The organism is Marinomonas sp. SBI8L (assembly GCF_001624705.1).
Taxonomy (GTDB): domain Bacteria; phylum Pseudomonadota; class Gammaproteobacteria; order Pseudomonadales; family Marinomonadaceae; genus Marinomonas.
Genome location: NZ_JSEO01000001.1, coordinates 144,464 through 159,734, shown reverse-complemented (window position 1 = coordinate 159,734; position 15,271 = coordinate 144,464). Strand labels below are relative to the sequence as shown.

Annotated in this window: 16 protein-coding genes; 12 read left to right on the top strand and 4 right to left on the bottom strand. The window is 41.0% G+C overall.

Going from position 1 to position 15,271, the window contains the following annotated elements; all coding sequences use genetic code 11:
* The first annotated feature begins 5 nt into the window (after positions 1-5).
* The gene (locus OA91_RS00705; protein ID WP_063338469.1) at positions 6-464 is read left to right on the top strand and encodes a hypothetical protein; all 459 of its coding nucleotides are present in this window, start codon (positions 6-8) and stop codon (positions 462-464) included.
* Positions 465-494: 30 nt separating this feature from the next.
* Here the strand turns inward: OA91_RS00705 and OA91_RS00700 are convergent, their stop codons facing one another.
* Entirely contained in the window at positions 495-1,397 is a 903-nt protein-coding gene (locus OA91_RS00700; RefSeq protein ID WP_063338584.1) for a LysR family transcriptional regulator, read from the bottom strand.
* A 163-nt stretch (positions 1,398-1,560) separates the two neighbouring features.
* On the opposite strand from OA91_RS00700, the gene OA91_RS00695 reads away from it, so the two are divergent.
* The 4 genes from OA91_RS00695 to OA91_RS00680 all read left to right on the top strand — a co-directional run bounded on the left by OA91_RS00695 (position 1,561) and on the right by OA91_RS00680 (position 5,800).
* Positions 1,561-1,836 (top strand): DUF1330 domain-containing protein, encoded by a 276-nt coding sequence (locus tag OA91_RS00695; protein ID WP_046016168.1) that lies wholly within the window; start codon positions 1,561-1,563, stop codon positions 1,834-1,836.
* 180 nt (positions 1,837-2,016) lie between these two features.
* The gene (locus tag OA91_RS00690; RefSeq protein WP_063338470.1) at positions 2,017-2,307 is read left to right on the top strand and encodes a hypothetical protein; all 291 of its coding nucleotides are present in this window, start codon (positions 2,017-2,019) and stop codon (positions 2,305-2,307) included.
* Between the two features lie 386 nt (positions 2,308-2,693).
* A complete protein-coding gene (locus tag OA91_RS00685) occupies positions 2,694-4,589 on the top strand; it encodes a methyl-accepting chemotaxis protein (protein WP_063338471.1) in 1,896 nt (631 codons plus the stop codon).
* 179 nt (positions 4,590-4,768) lie between these two features.
* On the top strand, positions 4,769-5,800 hold the full coding sequence (locus tag OA91_RS00680; protein ID WP_063338472.1) for an oxidoreductase: 1,032 nt from the start codon (positions 4,769-4,771) through the stop codon (positions 5,798-5,800).
* 106 nt (positions 5,801-5,906) lie between these two features.
* Here the strand turns inward: OA91_RS00680 and OA91_RS00675 are convergent, their stop codons facing one another.
* The gene (locus OA91_RS00675; protein WP_046016172.1) at positions 5,907-7,340 is read right to left on the bottom strand and encodes an aminotransferase-like domain-containing protein; all 1,434 of its coding nucleotides are present in this window, start codon (positions 7,338-7,340) and stop codon (positions 5,907-5,909) included.
* Positions 7,341-7,588: 248 nt separating this feature from the next.
* Here OA91_RS00675 and OA91_RS00670 point away from each other — a divergent pair, with 248 nt between their 5' ends.
* The 7 genes from OA91_RS00670 (at position 7,589) to OA91_RS00640 (ending at position 12,089) form a co-directional block, all read left to right on the top strand.
* Complete coding sequence (locus OA91_RS00670; RefSeq protein WP_046016173.1) at positions 7,589-7,792, top strand: hypothetical protein; 204 nt, start codon at positions 7,589-7,591, stop codon at positions 7,790-7,792.
* Between the two features lies 1 nt (position 7,793).
* Positions 7,794-8,405: a LysE family translocator gene (locus OA91_RS00665; RefSeq protein WP_063338473.1), complete on the top strand. Its 612-nt coding sequence runs from the start codon at positions 7,794-7,796 to the stop codon at positions 8,403-8,405.
* A 91-nt stretch (positions 8,406-8,496) separates the two neighbouring features.
* Positions 8,497-8,838, top strand: a complete 342-nt coding sequence (locus OA91_RS00660; protein WP_046016175.1) for a GIY-YIG nuclease family protein — start codon at positions 8,497-8,499, stop codon at positions 8,836-8,838.
* 174 nt (positions 8,839-9,012) lie between these two features.
* Entirely contained in the window at positions 9,013-9,825 is an 813-nt protein-coding gene (locus OA91_RS00655; RefSeq protein WP_063338474.1) for an alkaline phosphatase family protein, read from the top strand.
* Between the two features lie 2 nt (positions 9,826-9,827).
* Positions 9,828-10,538 (top strand): HAD family hydrolase, encoded by a 711-nt coding sequence (locus OA91_RS00650; RefSeq protein ID WP_063338475.1) that lies wholly within the window; start codon positions 9,828-9,830, stop codon positions 10,536-10,538.
* 9 nt (positions 10,539-10,547) lie between these two features.
* Positions 10,548-11,438: a LysR family transcriptional regulator gene (locus tag OA91_RS00645; protein WP_063338476.1), complete on the top strand. Its 891-nt coding sequence runs from the start codon at positions 10,548-10,550 to the stop codon at positions 11,436-11,438.
* A 255-nt stretch (positions 11,439-11,693) separates the two neighbouring features.
* Positions 11,694-12,089, top strand: coding sequence for a VOC family protein (locus OA91_RS00640; protein WP_046016179.1), 396 nt, complete (start codon positions 11,694-11,696; stop codon positions 12,087-12,089).
* Between the two features lie 22 nt (positions 12,090-12,111).
* On the opposite strand, the gene OA91_RS00635 is transcribed toward OA91_RS00640, so the two are convergent.
* Both OA91_RS00635 and OA91_RS00630 read right to left on the bottom strand, forming a co-directional pair.
* A complete protein-coding gene (locus OA91_RS00635) occupies positions 12,112-14,148 on the bottom strand; it encodes a RecQ family ATP-dependent DNA helicase (RefSeq protein ID WP_063338477.1) in 2,037 nt (678 codons plus the stop codon).
* A 67-nt stretch (positions 14,149-14,215) separates the two neighbouring features.
* Positions 14,216-15,199, bottom strand: a complete 984-nt coding sequence (locus tag OA91_RS00630; protein ID WP_063338478.1) for a serine/threonine protein kinase — start codon at positions 15,197-15,199, stop codon at positions 14,216-14,218.
* Between the last annotated feature and the right edge of the window lie 72 nt (positions 15,200-15,271).

The following is a 15,271-nucleotide window of genomic DNA, read 5'->3' as shown; positions in this document are numbered from 1 at the left end:
CAAGTATGTTTAGCTTCCAAGTTGAAACTTTATTAGATGAAGACATACGAGGTGAAGACTTATTAACTATGCAAAGTGTTAATTACGAATTACGCCCGATAGTAAAAATGACTTCACCAATTGCTTTTAAGACTAAGCATTTACAGTCCTGGCCAATAAATGTTGAGGCCTTTACCAGTGTAATTTTACTGTTTGGCTTTGTGCCAGTGGATCGACATAAGTTTAAATTAATAAGAGCAGATGAGACTGGCTTTGAAGAAAGCTCAACAACAATATTTCATAAAGAGTGGCGTCATAGTCGATCAATCAAGCGTCTTGATTCAAATAGCCTAGTAACAGATACGCTTACCTTTGTGCCAAAGTTAAAATTTATCGGGCATTTAACCTTTCCTATCTATCGATCTTTATTTCGATATCGGCATAAACGATTAGCTGCCAAGTATGGCAGTTTTACTAATTCTTAAATCAACCTTCTTCTTTTTCCCTTATTTAATTTACCGCATCCTCTTTTGAAAGTAGTGCACAACTAGCTGGTAAAAGCGTGTCACATGGGCGGGCTTTTCGGCCATAAATTGATGCAAAAAATAAAAGTGCCAAGCTCTTCCTCTAGTCTCTGGTAACAGGAGTTCAAGCTCTTGCTCTAGAAGGTGGGGTTGCAAGAGAAACTCAGGCAATATAGCAATGCCCATATCATTTAATACCATCTCTAGGGCGGTGTTTGGCGTATTGGTTTTAGCATAATGTGTTGCTTGGTGTGAGATGCTTTCTTCTGTTTTTACATCTAAAAGTTGTAGCTTGTCTTGTTGCCAAGGTGTGGCAATAAACCTGTGTTTATCTAGGTCTTTAAGTTGGTTAGGTATGCCAAATTGCTTCAGGTAACGAGGTGATGCACAAAAGTGTTCGCTTACTTTACCTATAGATAAAGCACGGTAGTTAGAGTCTTTTAAATTTCCTCCAAAAATAGCGGCATCTAGGTTGTGTTCGATTAAATCTTGCCAGCGACCGTTTACCAATATCTCAGGGCTGATTAGCGGAAATTCAGTACACAACTGAGCCATGGCAGGTACGACAATATTCTTCTCAAAAAAGGGCGGGACTGATACGCGAAAACTGCCGCTGGGCTGTTCTTTTTCACTGTCTAATTCTGTGAGTGTCATGCTTAATTGTTCACTGAGCAACTCACTTTTCGCTAAGAGTTTTTCGCCAACTGAAGTCAGTACTACACCACGAGTATTTCTTACTAAAAGCTGCTGATCAGTTGCGGTTTCCAGCCGTTTAATTTGCTGACTAATGGCGGACTTGCTCATACCTAGTTTTTTAGCTGCTTGAGTAAAAGAGCGCATTTTGGCCACTTCAACAAAGATAAGTAAGAGCGGAGCAAGTTTAATTGTATTCATGGCTTTTATGCTTCTGTGTGCATGCTTTTGCATTTTGACTTTATTGTTCATAAATATAAACACTGAGTCTATTTTATGGTTATTGTTTAATAATCTTTGTATTTCTAAACTAAGTCAACTTTATCGCGCTTTGAGCGCTTTTTAACACTTAGGAGTAATACGAATGACTTGTTTAGTGATTGTTGAATCAAACTTAATCGACCTTGAAGAGCTAGCTAAATACAGTGAGCAAGCCGTGAAAACGCTTGCTGCTTTTGATGGGCACTTTATTACCAAAGGGGATGTGGAAGTACTTCACGGTGACGCTGCTTTTGGGAAAAAAGCGGTTATTCAGTTCCCAAATAAAGACGCTGCTCGTAATTGGTACGAGAGTGAAGAATATCAGGCGCTTATTCCACAGCGTGAAAAAGGTATGAAGAGCCAGTTTCACCTGGTCTAACGCGATAAGAGAGAAACCGCTAACGGCTCCCTTTTACCTACTCTCTTTATGATATTAATGAAGAGAGTAGGTGCTTGAGGCTCAATAATGTTCAGGCTCAATTGCGACATAGGTTACTATGGGCGATGATTGTAAAACTTGAGGCTTTATCTCGTATTCCTCAAACCATAGGAAGCTGACATGATACAACTCATCCTACTCTTACTTGTTGCCCTAGCTATTTTGCTGCTGCTAAAAATGGCCAAGAGCACGAAAAGCCAAAAAGCGACCTTAGAAGAAGCCAGAACCTTAGGCCTACAAGAGGCAAGCTTGCATATTAATAACCCTATTTTGTTTGAAGATTATGTTCAGGCAAAAGGCCTACCTAATGATGTTTTAATCACCTTGATAGAAGAAGGGAAAATGCCTTTTTATGAATGGCATGGTTATACCTTTGTTGAAAATCGTGAACTGGCTCATGCTAGAAAATAGCCATCAGAGCTTTTTGCCGCTTCGAACTTATCTCTCTTATTGCTAATCACAATACCTGGTGTTTCTTGAAAGGCTGTAACTATTACTTTTTGTAAACAGAGTTTTAAGCATATATCTCATTTTTGATTTTTATTTTTATAGATTTTTGATGAATTAAACCTACTTTAGCAGCAATTTTAAGTTTTTTAGCCGAGATAATATTATTTTCAGGGTCAAGCTTAACTTTATGCTTTAGACGCTTTTAGACAAAATGATTACGTATAGATTACAAAAAGCTGCTTAACTTCACATTATGCTAATTTGAACTATTATTATTTTTATCAGTGCCCTACATGGATGTTTCTGGCTAATCGCAATCTTTTAGCAGATGAAATAGGTGTACGAGTATGTTTGAGAATCTTAGTTTTAGAATAAAGCTCATTATTTTACTTTTTTGTACAATAAGTGGCTTCATCGTCGTTACCTTAGTTTCCCTCAATGGTTTGAATACCCAGCAAGCAGCCTCTGATCGGTTGCAAACCTTGTCCAATATCGAAAGTAATCTAGATTCCCTAGTTTTTTCTATGATGGAAAAACATGACGGCATGTCATCCCTCAATGATGAGAATTATGCGGCTTATGTTGAAGCGATTAACGCGAACAAAATCGCTTTTTTAGAGAGCTTAGAATTAGACATTGCCAATATAGAGACTGAGCAAGGCCGGGTTGAGTTGGAGAGTACTAAGACTAGCTTGATGGGGTACTCTGATTCCCTAACCAATATTATTGAGCAGAGGCACAGCTTAGGCTTTGATAGTAAGTCTGGTATCAAGAATCAGGTGCAAGTGCAGGGTGATATTGTTTTGGCTGAAATTGCATTTTTAAGCTTGGTAAAACGTGAATTTATTAAGGTTCGTGAAGCAGAGAAAATTTATATTTTTGAAACCACACCAGATAATCTGGCTTTATTTGAAGAGACTTTTCAAGGCTTTATAAAACGTATTCAGAACTTTGGTTTAGAGGAAAAGTTTGGTGGCAATATTAATTTATATCTTGCTGAGATAGGTAAATTGACTCAGCAAAACGAAGCGACCCATCTTGCTGAAGAGGCCTTTGTTGGTCAGAAAAAACAGTTTGTCGACAATAGAGTCTCTGTTTCTGAATACCTAGGTAGCTTGAACGCAGAGGCAAAAAATTTAGCCAATAAGAGCTTTGTTAATGCGATTTATACTTTAATTTTAGTGAGTGTTTTGGTCGCTGTATTCTCTGGTGTCATCATGCTGGCAATAGGTAAGAGCGTGAATAAAACCCTAAGTGAAATCATTAGTGACTTGGTAAAAGTAAAAGAGGGTGATCTTAATGTCAGGCTCTCGATTAATAACAAGCGTAATGATGAATTCGATGCCTTATGTGGCTCGGTCAATGATATGTCTGAAGGCTTAAATAACGTGGTAAGTGGTGTTGTAAATACCACAACGGATGTGAATGAAAAGGTCGCCAATTTACATCTCGCAGTAAACAATATTGCTGACAGTAACCAATCTATCAATACTCAAACTTCGTCTTTAGTGGCTGCTACAGAAGAGATTTCTAATAATATTTCGAGTATTTCAGATACCACGGATAATTTAAGTGCTCAGTCGAAAGATACCTATGAGTCGGCTAAAAGTGGTGCTAAGACGATGGAGGAAGCGCTTCATAATCTGTCTAAAACCACTGAATTTGTGAATAAAACAGGAGAGCAACTTAATGAGTTGGGTCAGTTATCATTAGATATTGATAGTGTCATCTCTATGATTAATGATTTAGCTGAGCAAACAAACTTGTTAGCACTTAATGCTGCCATTGAGGCGGCACGGGCAGGCGAAGCCGGTCGTGGTTTCTCTGTGGTGGCTGATGAGGTTCGTGCTCTCGCAGAAAAGACTGTAGATGCGACTGCTAAGATAACAAATATCGTCAGTACAATTCAGAACTCAACCAATTCTGCCATTACCACCATGAAGACAGGTCAAGAGAACCTCTTGGCGATTGAAGAATCTGGTGAAAAAGCCGAAAAGGTCATGCGTGAAATTGAAGGCCTAGCTAAAACAGGGGCTGAATCAGCTAACCATATGGCCCAGTCTATTTTAGAGGTATCCAAAACGGCTGTCTTAATGAATGATGATATGGATAAGATAGCGCAGCAGCTTCAAGTAGATACAGATTCTATTACTATCATTTCAGACAACACTAACCAAATTTACCAACTGGTTGAGCATTTGGATAAGAAAACCAGTGTTTTTAATATTGAACAGCAAGCCTAGAGTCACGTTTATCTTGGCTCAAGGACGAGCCTCATAAGGCCTGATAGGCTTTACCTCTCTTTTAATCTTCTATTTTTTATCCTGCTTTTTTGGTGTAAATAAGAGATACTAGTTATCTCTACTCCTTAACTTAAACGCTTGTCTTAACAGCAACTTAAGCACACAAACAGGATTAAAACATGAGCATTAAAACGGCCATTGTTGGTTATGGCTTCTCATCGAAAACATTTCATATTCCTTTTATTACGACTACAGACGCTTTTCGTTTTGTAGCTGTGAGCAGTTCCAAGAAAGACGCGGTACTGGTGGATTGGCCAGAGGTCTCTCATTACCAAAGTGCTGATGAGATGATAGTGCACACAGAGGCTGACCTAATCATTATCACGGCCCCCAATGACGTGCATTACGCTTTAGCAAAGTTAGCTTTGGAGAATGGTAAGCATGTATTAATCGAAAAACCTTTTGTGACTCGCTCGCAAGATGGCGAAGCGCTAATCAAGCTGGCTAAAGAAAAGGGCTTGTTACTGAGTGTCTATCAGAACCGTCGTTATGACGGTGATTTCCTGACGGTTAAGCGTCTTATAGAGGAAGAAAAGTTAGGTGAGGTTAGAGTCTATGAGTCTCACTTTGATCGCTTTCGTCCAAACGTACAGCAGCGTTGGCGTGAAGTAGCGACCGATGGCGGTGGTATATTGTATGACCTAGCGCCACACCTTTTGGATCAAGTAATAACCTTATTCGGCTTGCCACAAAGCCTGAATGCCAGCTGTAAGGTAATGCGTAAAGGGGGCAGTACAACAGACTATTTCCATTTAACCCTGCATTATCCAGAACGAGAAGTTATTCTAGTTGCTAACCTATTTTGTTCTGGGCCTAACTTAAGGTTTCAAGTACAGGGAGATAAGGCCAGTTATGTGAAGTACGGACTAGATCCACAGGAGGATTGTTTGAGAGCGGGAGAGCTACCTCTTGGTGATAACTGGGGCGCCGAGAAGTTAACTGAATTTGGTAAGCTTTTCGATGAAGAAAATGTCGAGCTAATTCCAACAGAAAAAGGCTGTTATCAGAACTTCTTTGCTGATCTAGCTAAGGCAATTAATACAGGTGATTTTGACCCTATGGGGGCTGAACAGAGCTTAAATAGCATTAGATTAATAGAGTTAGCCCTTGAAAGTGAAGCACAAGGTCAGAGGTTGGATGTGAACTTCTAAGGACTTTTTATAGCGAAAAGGCTTTTATCTAAAGGCTTTTCACTTAAGTTATCTGTTTTAAAAGCCCAGTTTTATACCTTGTATGAAATTGGGCTTTTTAGGTTCTTTAATGTGTTTCAGACGCTAGACTTGCCTCTTGTTGTTTAATTAAGAAAGCCAGTTTTCGTATGCCGTCTTCTCGGGTTCTCATATCTTTTTCGCTAAAGTTAAGGCGCATACAATGTCTGTACTTCCCTGTGACTGAGAAGAGTGTGCCAGGGGCAATATTGATCTCATGCTTTTGGCATTCCTCTGAGAGCTTCACCACATCGATATGCTTAGGTAACTCAACCCATAGAATAAAACCCCCTTCTGGGAGGCTGATTTTTGTCTCCGCTGGGAAATACTTGTTAAGCGTTTGAATAAAGTGATCTCTGGCTTGACGGTATTCTTGGCGAGAGCGCCTTATGTGCCTGTCATAGCCCCCTGTTTTGATAAAGTCAGCAATGGCGAGCTGTGGCAAAGTTGGGCACATAGAATTACTGACATATTTAATATGAGTCACTTTATCGCGATAACGCCCCGGTGCTATCCAACCAACTCTTAAGCCTGGTGCGATCGTTTTAGAAAAAGAGGAGCAAAACATGACACGGCCGTCTTCATCAAAGGTTTTGACTGTTTTAGGTCTTGGGAATTGGTAAGAAATATCCCCGTAAATATCATCTTCAATAATGGCAATATCATAACTTTGAGCCAGCTTATAAAGCTTTTGTTTGTTCTCGTTTGGCATGGTGTAGCCAAAAGGGTTGTTACAGGTTGGTGTAACGAGAATAGCTTTAATAGGCCACTGATCAAGTGCCAGTTCTAGCGCTTCTAAACTAAGGCCTGTTACTGGGTGAGTAGGGATCTCAATGGCTTTTAGGTTAGCGGCTTTAATTGCTTGGATCGAACCATAAAAACTTGGGGATTCGATGGCGATAATTTCACCCGCATCAGCAACGGCTCTTAGGCAAACGGATAAGGCTTCTTGGCAGCCAGAAGTGACAACCAAATCACTAGGATGAAGGTGACAACCAAAACCTAAAGCAAGACGACAGAGCTGCTCTCTTAATACCAAGGCTCCTTTCACGTCGCCATAAGATAAGCTATCGCTAATGTTGTGTTTGGTGAGGTCTGAAAGCTTTTTAAGGAGAGGCTTTAGTGAAGAGCTATCCATATTGGGCATAGCATGTTGTAGCTGGATATTGCCTTTATTCTCTCTGTTGATCAGCTGGGTGAGTACTTGTTCCCACTGTGACACTTCCATAGGTCTTTGTGGCGGTCGTGAAACCTCGGGCAAGCTATGGTTGTTGCTATTAGGTGTCGCAAAGTAACCTGACTTAGGTCTTGCCTCTACCAAACTCTCCATCTCAAGGTGACGATAGGCTTCCTGTACTGTGGAAATGCTCACCTCATGTTGGCTTGCTAACTGTCTGACAGAGGGCATTTTATCGCCAGTTTGAAAATAACCTTGTTGGATATGCTCACGTAATTCGTTGGCCAGTTTTTGATAGAGTTTCATAGTGACTGTCTGTTATCAAAGGGAAGTTAGCTTGAATATTAATCAAGATATCCTATTTATTCCAATACAGATGGTGTTTAAAAAGACAATACAGGGCAATTTCAATCTCATCTGTATGGTTTAAATAAGGTGTTTTTGAGTCTGTATTGTTTTTTGGATGTTTTTTAAACTGAGTTCACTTAATCAAAACCCGTTTATTACTAATTTAAGTGGGTAATCATAATGTATGAGACAAGAAGGAGAAGACGATGCTATTAATTGCTTTATTTCACAATATCCAAGGCGCAATGAAAACTTATTCAACACGCCGTCAACTCTGCCATTTAAGCCAAGCGCAGCTAAAAGATGTGGCGATTGCACCTCAGGCTGCGATGAAAGAAGCGAAAAAGGCTAATCTATGGTGTCTATTACATGATGTGATGAAACGACAATCAAAAGGTAAGGAGGATTAATATGGAACTGTCATTTTTCTTTGCCATTGCTTTATTTGCTTTTGTGATGTCGGTGACGCCAGGGCCTAACAACTTAATGTTGCTGGCTTCGGGCGCTCAGTTTGGTTACATACGCACCTTGCCACATATGTTTGGCATCATAATAGGTATGGCGTGTCTGATTAGCTCTGTGCTGGTTGGTTTAGGTGCGGCGTTTGAACTTTACCCTGTTTTGTATAATGTGCTTAAGGTTGTGGGTAGTCTGTATTTGTTATGGTTAGCATGGAAGATTGCTAACGCACCAACGGATGACAATGCTTTGCAATCGGGTGATGTAAAAGCCAGACCCATGCGTTTGCATTCGGCCTCCTTATTTCAGTTTGTGAACCCTAAGGCTTGGACCATGGCGATTGGTAGTGTGAGTACCTTTACGCTAACAGGGGACATGTATTGGCAGTCTGGAATCTGGATCTTGATTGCTTTCGCAACCATGGGCTTTATTGCGATTAGTCTTTGGGCGGGTCTTGGTGTGGCGATTAGACAGTGGCTCACTTCGGTAAAGCGTAAACGTAACTTTAATTGGTTTATGGGGATGATGACGGCAGCAACTTTGATTTTCATTCTGGTAGATTAGTTATATCCTTAGTGGCTGACCATTAGATTTAACCACGCCCATGTAAGCTTAAATACATGGGCTTGATGATGAATACGCGATACAAAAAATTATGACAATAGATGCAGAAGTCCCTCAAGTTAAGGTAACAACTTGTTCTGACGATGAGCAGGTTTGGAGTGTGTATTTAATACGTACACGCCTGAATACCTTGTATGCTGGGGTGACAACAGATGTAGATAGGCGCTTTAAAGAGCACGCCTCAAACTCTAAAAAAGGCGCTCGATACCTAAGAGGTAAAGGGCCTTTGGCGCTTATGTGGCACCAAGCTATAGGTGATAAGCGAGAAGCTATGTCGATCGAATATAAAATCAAACAAATAGATCGTAAGAAAAAACTTTCGCTTATTCACGGCTCACTCACCTTAGATGATATTTTAGCTCATAATAAGTGAGTTACATTTCAGAAAATAACCTTATGTTATAAACATAAGGTTCGCTTGCCAATATTCATAACTAAAACTTTTATTTTTATATATTCTGCTCCTCAAACACTTGGTTGTCTTTTTATTGCTTGGCTTTCTCTTTAAGGAAACAGCTAGCAGAGGTACTTGGTAGGAGCAGAAAGTATGAATAAAGTAATTTTAATTGTGATTGATGGTTTGAACTACCAAGTCGCAAAAGAGTGTATGGGCTTTTTAGCGGCGCTTGAGCAAGCAGGGCAGGGCAAGCTTTATAAAATGGCCTGTGAACTACCTTCCTTATCTCGCCCTTTATACGAATGTATTCTAACGGGTAGAACACCTTTAGAAAGTGGTATTGTCGATAACACCACGATTCGTTTATCCACTGAAAAAAGCATCTTCCACCTAGCCCAAAAAGCCGGACTTAAAACCGCAGCCGCAGCCTACCACTGGATTAGTGAGCTTTATAATACGTGTCCTTATGATGCGATTAAGCACAGGTTTACCGATAATGAGAGCATGCCAATTCAACAAGGTATTTTTTATCATCAAGACCATTATCCTGATCATCACACCTTGTTGGATGGTGAGCATTTAAGACAAAAGCATGACCCAGATTTTTTGTTAATTCATACGATGAACGTGGATGATATCGGTCATAAATTTGCATTAGATAGCCAGCAGTATCGTAATTCAGCTCGCCGCATGGATGGTTATTTATCTCACTTTTTACCCATGTGGTTAGAGCTGGGCTATCAGATTATGATCACGGCAGACCATGGTATGAACAATGATCATTCACACGGTGGTACCCTCCCTGAAGAAATTGAAGTACCCTTTATGGTCCTTGGCCAGGAATTTTGTCCGCAATCAGATCGACAACCGGTTAAGCAAACTGATATTTGTGGACTCGCCTGCCAACTACTCGGTATAGAAGGGCATGATAAGCATTTTGCTCAGAATATTTTGAAGGGTTAAGCATGACTGATTTACATATTTTTGATCTTGATGAAACCTTAATCGCAGGCGATAGCTCGTCTTTATTTTGCGAATTTATGTGTGATCAAGGTTGGATGGATAAGACAAACTTTTTGGCAGAAGAAGCAAGGCTGATGGATCTCTACCATAAAGGCGAACTCTTGATGCAGGATTATGTGAATCTTCAGGTTGAACCGCTCAAGCAATTCTCAAAACCTTTATTAGAGGCCGGAATTCAAACCTTTGTTAGCCAAGTGATGTTGCAAAAGTTTTACCCTCAGGCGATTGAGCTAATCAAACGAATTAAGCAACAAGGTGATGAGGTGTTAGTCATTTCAGCAACAGTGACCTTCTTGGTTAAGCCTATTGCGGCCTTACTTGAGTTAGATAATGTGTTGGCGATCGATCTTGTGATGGATGAAAACGATATGCCTACCAAGCAAATTGCTGGACAGGTGAGTTACCGTGAAGGCAAGGTTATTCGCCTGCAAGAATGGCTGGCTGATAATGGGCGTGAATTTGAACATAGCCATTTCTATTCTGACTCTATTAATGATTTGCCTTTGCTTGAGTATGTGGATTTTCCAATCGTTACCAACCCTGATGAGCGCTTGGCGCAAATCGCCAATGAGAAAAAGTGGCCTATCTTAGATTGGCGCCGTGATGAGGCTCTTTCAACAGAATTGCATCGCTCACAAACAACAAGCAATTAACCTTATAAAATGAGTATTAGCCTGTCTGAAATTCGTGCTTTTAATGCTGTGGTGGAACATGGCAATTTTACACGAGCGGCGAGTGCGTTAGAGGTTAGCCAGCCTGCGGTAACGGCTCAAATCCGTAAGTTAGAATCTCGTTCTGGCCATTATTTATTAGAACGAACACCAAACGGATTTGAGCTCACGAATCATGGTAAGCGCCTATATCAAGTTTCTAGACAATATACGGACTTAGGCAATGCTTTAGATGCGGTGCTTTCAGCCGAAAACCAAGGCGCTTTACCAAGCATTAAGATTGCTACAGCATCCGCTCTTATTTTTATGCCTTTATTAGCAGAGTTTCGACACCAGTATGGGGAAACCTGCCTAGAGATTAACTCTACAAGCAGTGCAGATTGTTTGTCTCAAGTGCTAAATCGTGAAGTGGATATTGGTTTGTTTCCTCTTGCTAAAAAGCACGCGTCTTTATCTAGCTTCGAGTTTCATCGTCATAAACTGGTGGCAATTGTTGCTAAGTCCAGTCCACTGCACAGGTTAAAAGAAGTGAGTATCAAAACCTTGGCAGAATATCCTTTAATCTTTTCTGCTCATTCTTGTTACACCCAAGTATGTCTAGATAAGCTCTTATCTGCGCATGATATCGAAGGTCATAGCCAAATTCGTTTAGATCATAGACATGAAATTTGTGAGGCTGTGATCCATGGCTTAGGAGTCGGTTTTGCGTTTGAACATGATATTCGAGCCGATGATAGATACCTCACTCTCGATATTATCGAAGCAGATGAGCCGGCTGTTGAACATGTGGTTTGGTTAAAAAACCGCAGTGTGATGCCTGCCGTACAAGAGTTTGTGCAGCTTGCTCTTGAGCAAGTGGCCGCTAAGGCCAAGGTAAGCTGAAAGTAAGCCCTCTCCCCTCAGTATAGGGATAAAAGCCCCTAGATTACTTCACCGTTTAATGACAATCGCCTTTGGCTTATAACCCCCTAAAATAAAACCCTCATTAACTTGATATTTGCTCTCATTCAAGGCTTGTTTTGCATACGCTCTGGGCCTAAACTGGAGATCGATAACGATTTTTGAAGACTAGGAGCCGTCTGATTTTTCAGCGCTTTTTAGTACTGTTTTACACCTTAGGGATAAATTGAGCCTTCTATGATTAGTCATATAGATCATCTAGTGTTAACAGTTTCCGATATTGATGCCTCAGTGAACTTCTTTGTTGAAGTGCTTGGCATGACACCTATTATATTTGCCAATGGTCGCAAGGCGGTGAGTTTTGGTGAACAGAAAATTAACTTTCAAACTGCGGGTCAAGAAATGCGTAATCATGCGCTTGAAGGCTCGGGAGATCTTTGTCTGATTGCTAAGATTAGCCTAGACGAAGTGATTGCTCATCTAAAACATAAACAAGTGGATATTCTAGAAGGGCCTGTCGAGAAGACTGGCGCTATGGGACCTATGATGTCTGTGTATATTAATGATCTGGATAATAACCTGATCGAAATAAGCCGCTACCCTGAAGATGAAGCAGCGGCTCTATCTGATTAAGTTTTAGAAGGCAGGCCTTAGTTTATAAGCCTTTTACTAATTGCCTTAACTTGGCATAGCTTTGATCTTGATAACGAGCAAAACCTGATAAACGTTTTGCTCGACACTTTGTGAGATAAGGCGTGCTGATCCCTGCGAGAAAGCGGCATTTGGTATCTAGGCTCATACTATCTGGATGAAGCTTAAGGGCTGACTGAAAGGCGCTAGCGAGTTCGCTGAGGTCTTGTCTAACTTGCTCTGAGTCTATGTCGTTCTCATTCATACCTCGCCCGCTAAGTTTGCCTATGCTATTTCCTAAGCAACTTGAACAGTGGCCGCATTGGGTTTGTATGCTTTTATTCTCAGTGCTTTCATTATTTAAGCTTTTGTCTCCAAAACTCTCATCACCGAAACTTTCGTCTCCAAAACTCTCATCACCAAAATAGCGCGCCAAACTTCTGTTTAAGCAGGTGTCTTGTTCGAAGAAGGCAATGAGCTTGGCAATTCGATCAATCTCTGCGTCTTCCTTTTGTTTGAAATAGTCACCAAGCTGAGCCGCAACCTGTTCTTTCTGAGAAAGGTCATATACCTCATAAACTTGTGTTAACTGTTTTGTTTCTAGCTCGATCAAACCTTTTTCACTTAAGTAATCTAGGGCTTTAATTGCTCTGTCTTTAGCGTCTTGTGCCCAAAATTCAAAGTTAGGCTCGCCCCAAACTTTTTTGAACTTGGTCGCTTCGAAAACCTGCATTAAAAAAGCGCATCTATCGGCATCGAATTGACTGAGTACTTGTGCCATAGGCGTGACAAACTTGTAGCGAAAATGCGCGTAATAGGCGTATTTAGGGCTGATAATGCCCATCAGCTCAAGTTGTACTAACAATGTTTTTAAAGGAAGTTGACGAATATTGGTTTCATTAGAAAGCGCATACAGCTGCATTTCCCAAGTCAGCGTACGCTGCATCACACTTTGTTGATCAATCAGATCTAATAAATAGGCAATGCTTTCAAGTTCTGGCGTATCCCCATAAACAAAGTTTTCTAAGGTCGAAAGGCCTTCAAGGTTTGCCAAGGTGACACAGTTTGAGGCTTGCCCATCTCGACCTGCACGGCCAATCTCTTGGCTATAGTTTTCGATCGATTTTGGTAGATCATAGTGAATGACATGACGAATATTGGATTTGTCGATACCCATTCCAAAGGCAATAGTAGCCACTACGGTATTGAGTTTGCCTGACATGAAATCTTGCTGGATTTGCTCACGGCGTTCGCTATCTAATCCTGCATGGTAAGCCTGAGCGGATACTTGGTTGGCTCTTAGCCATTGGGCAATTTCTTCCGCGCTATATTGCAAGGTGACATAGACAATGGCTGGCTCTGCTTCATTTGTTTGAGGCGAAAGGCGTTGTTTCAATGCATTTAATAAGGCTGCTTTTTTATCCACTTGAGGGACACTTAAGACACTTAAGTTCAAGTTGGAACGATAGAAGCCTGTTTGCACTATGTGCTGTTCGTCTATGGCAAATTTTGCTGCCATATCTCGCTTTACTTTAGGAGCCGCTGTGGCGGTTAAAAGTAATACCAAAGGAATGTTGAACTGGCGTTGATAATCAGGGAGTTTTAAATAATCAGGGCGGAAGTTATGGCCCCATTCTGAAATACAGTGAGCTTCATCGACTACCAATAACGAGATGGACAGGGTGTGTAGGAAGTTACGGAAACTCTCATTATTAAAACGTTCTACCGATACCATGAGTATCTTAATTTGGCCTTCACGTACTTGGCGCATAATATCGCGATTTTGATCTGGTGTCTGGCTTGAGTCTAAGCTGGCAGCACCTATGCCTTTGCTTTGTAGAAACTCTACCTGATCCTTAATGAGTGCCAGCAAGGGAGATACGACCAGTGTAATACCACTAAGCTGAGTGGCACTAAATTGATAACATAAGGATTTACCTGCACCCGTTGGAAAGATAGCTAGGCTAGATTGCCCTGCTAAAACTTGGCGGACACATTGCTCTTGTCCGCCACGAAATTGATCAAATCCAAAGTGTTGCTGTAGGGCAGGTATGAGATTCATAGTTAGCTAATTTTGTCTTATGTTTGTGTGAATTGGTTTTTAATCTATCGCGCTATCTTATTATTAATTAGTAAGCAGGCGCAGCGAGTTTGCCCCAGTCTTGTATGATGAGCTCTAGGTCATTTAATAGGTTGAGCCAATAGTCTTCACCACTAAACCAAGGGAAGGCCATCGGGAAGGCGGGATCATCCCAGCGGGCATCTAACCAAGCGGCATATTGTACTAGTCGAATGGCTTTTAAACTGTCGATGAGTTCCAACTCTTTTTCATTAAACTCAAAATAGCTTTCATAGCCTTCAATTAACTCACTCAATTGTTGCTTTTGTTGGGTCAGGTTACCTGAAAGGTGCAACCATAAATCTTGTACTGCAGGGCCTGTTTTCGCATCATCAAAATCTAATAAATAGATATCATCAGATCCGTCAACGAGTAAGTTGGATCTGTGGCAGTCCCCATGAATTGGGTACTGTTTAGTAGGCCAAAACTTATCAACTTGAGTTTGAATGAGAGGTAATAACTTTGCATTTACTTTCTCCAATCTCTCATGCAGAAATTTAGGTAAATGCTGGCACTCTTTTAATTGCGTTATTGCCTTGGTGAAGTCAGCAACGGGCGCCATAGCGGGACGTGTTTTAAAATCTGCTGCTTGTAGCCCTTGGTGGATTTGAGCCAAGGTTTCACCGGTAACAAAAAGGTGGTCCATATTATCTGCATCGGGTGCTTTGCCGATAAGTTTGTCATAAACGCAGAAGTAGAAACCCTCATGTAAAAACAGGCTGTCTCCTTCAATCTGCTTAGGGGCAATCACCTTGATATCAGCCTGAGCGAGAGCAAAAAGTGCGTCATGCTCTTCTAGAATTTGTTCTTTGCTCCAGCGGTTAGGGCGATAAAATTTTGCGACTAAGGGGGTGCTATCTTCAATGCCCACCTGATAAACCCGATTCTCATAACTGTTAAGTGGATAGATTCTGGCATCGCACCAGAGGCCAATGCTTTCAACAGCATTAATGACAAAATCTGGAGTGAGGGCAGAAAAGGGATGATCAGACATAGGAGGCTCAGTTAGCGTAAAAAATAAAACAAGGAAATAACAAGGTAAAGACTGCCTAGAGTAGCAAGCCCA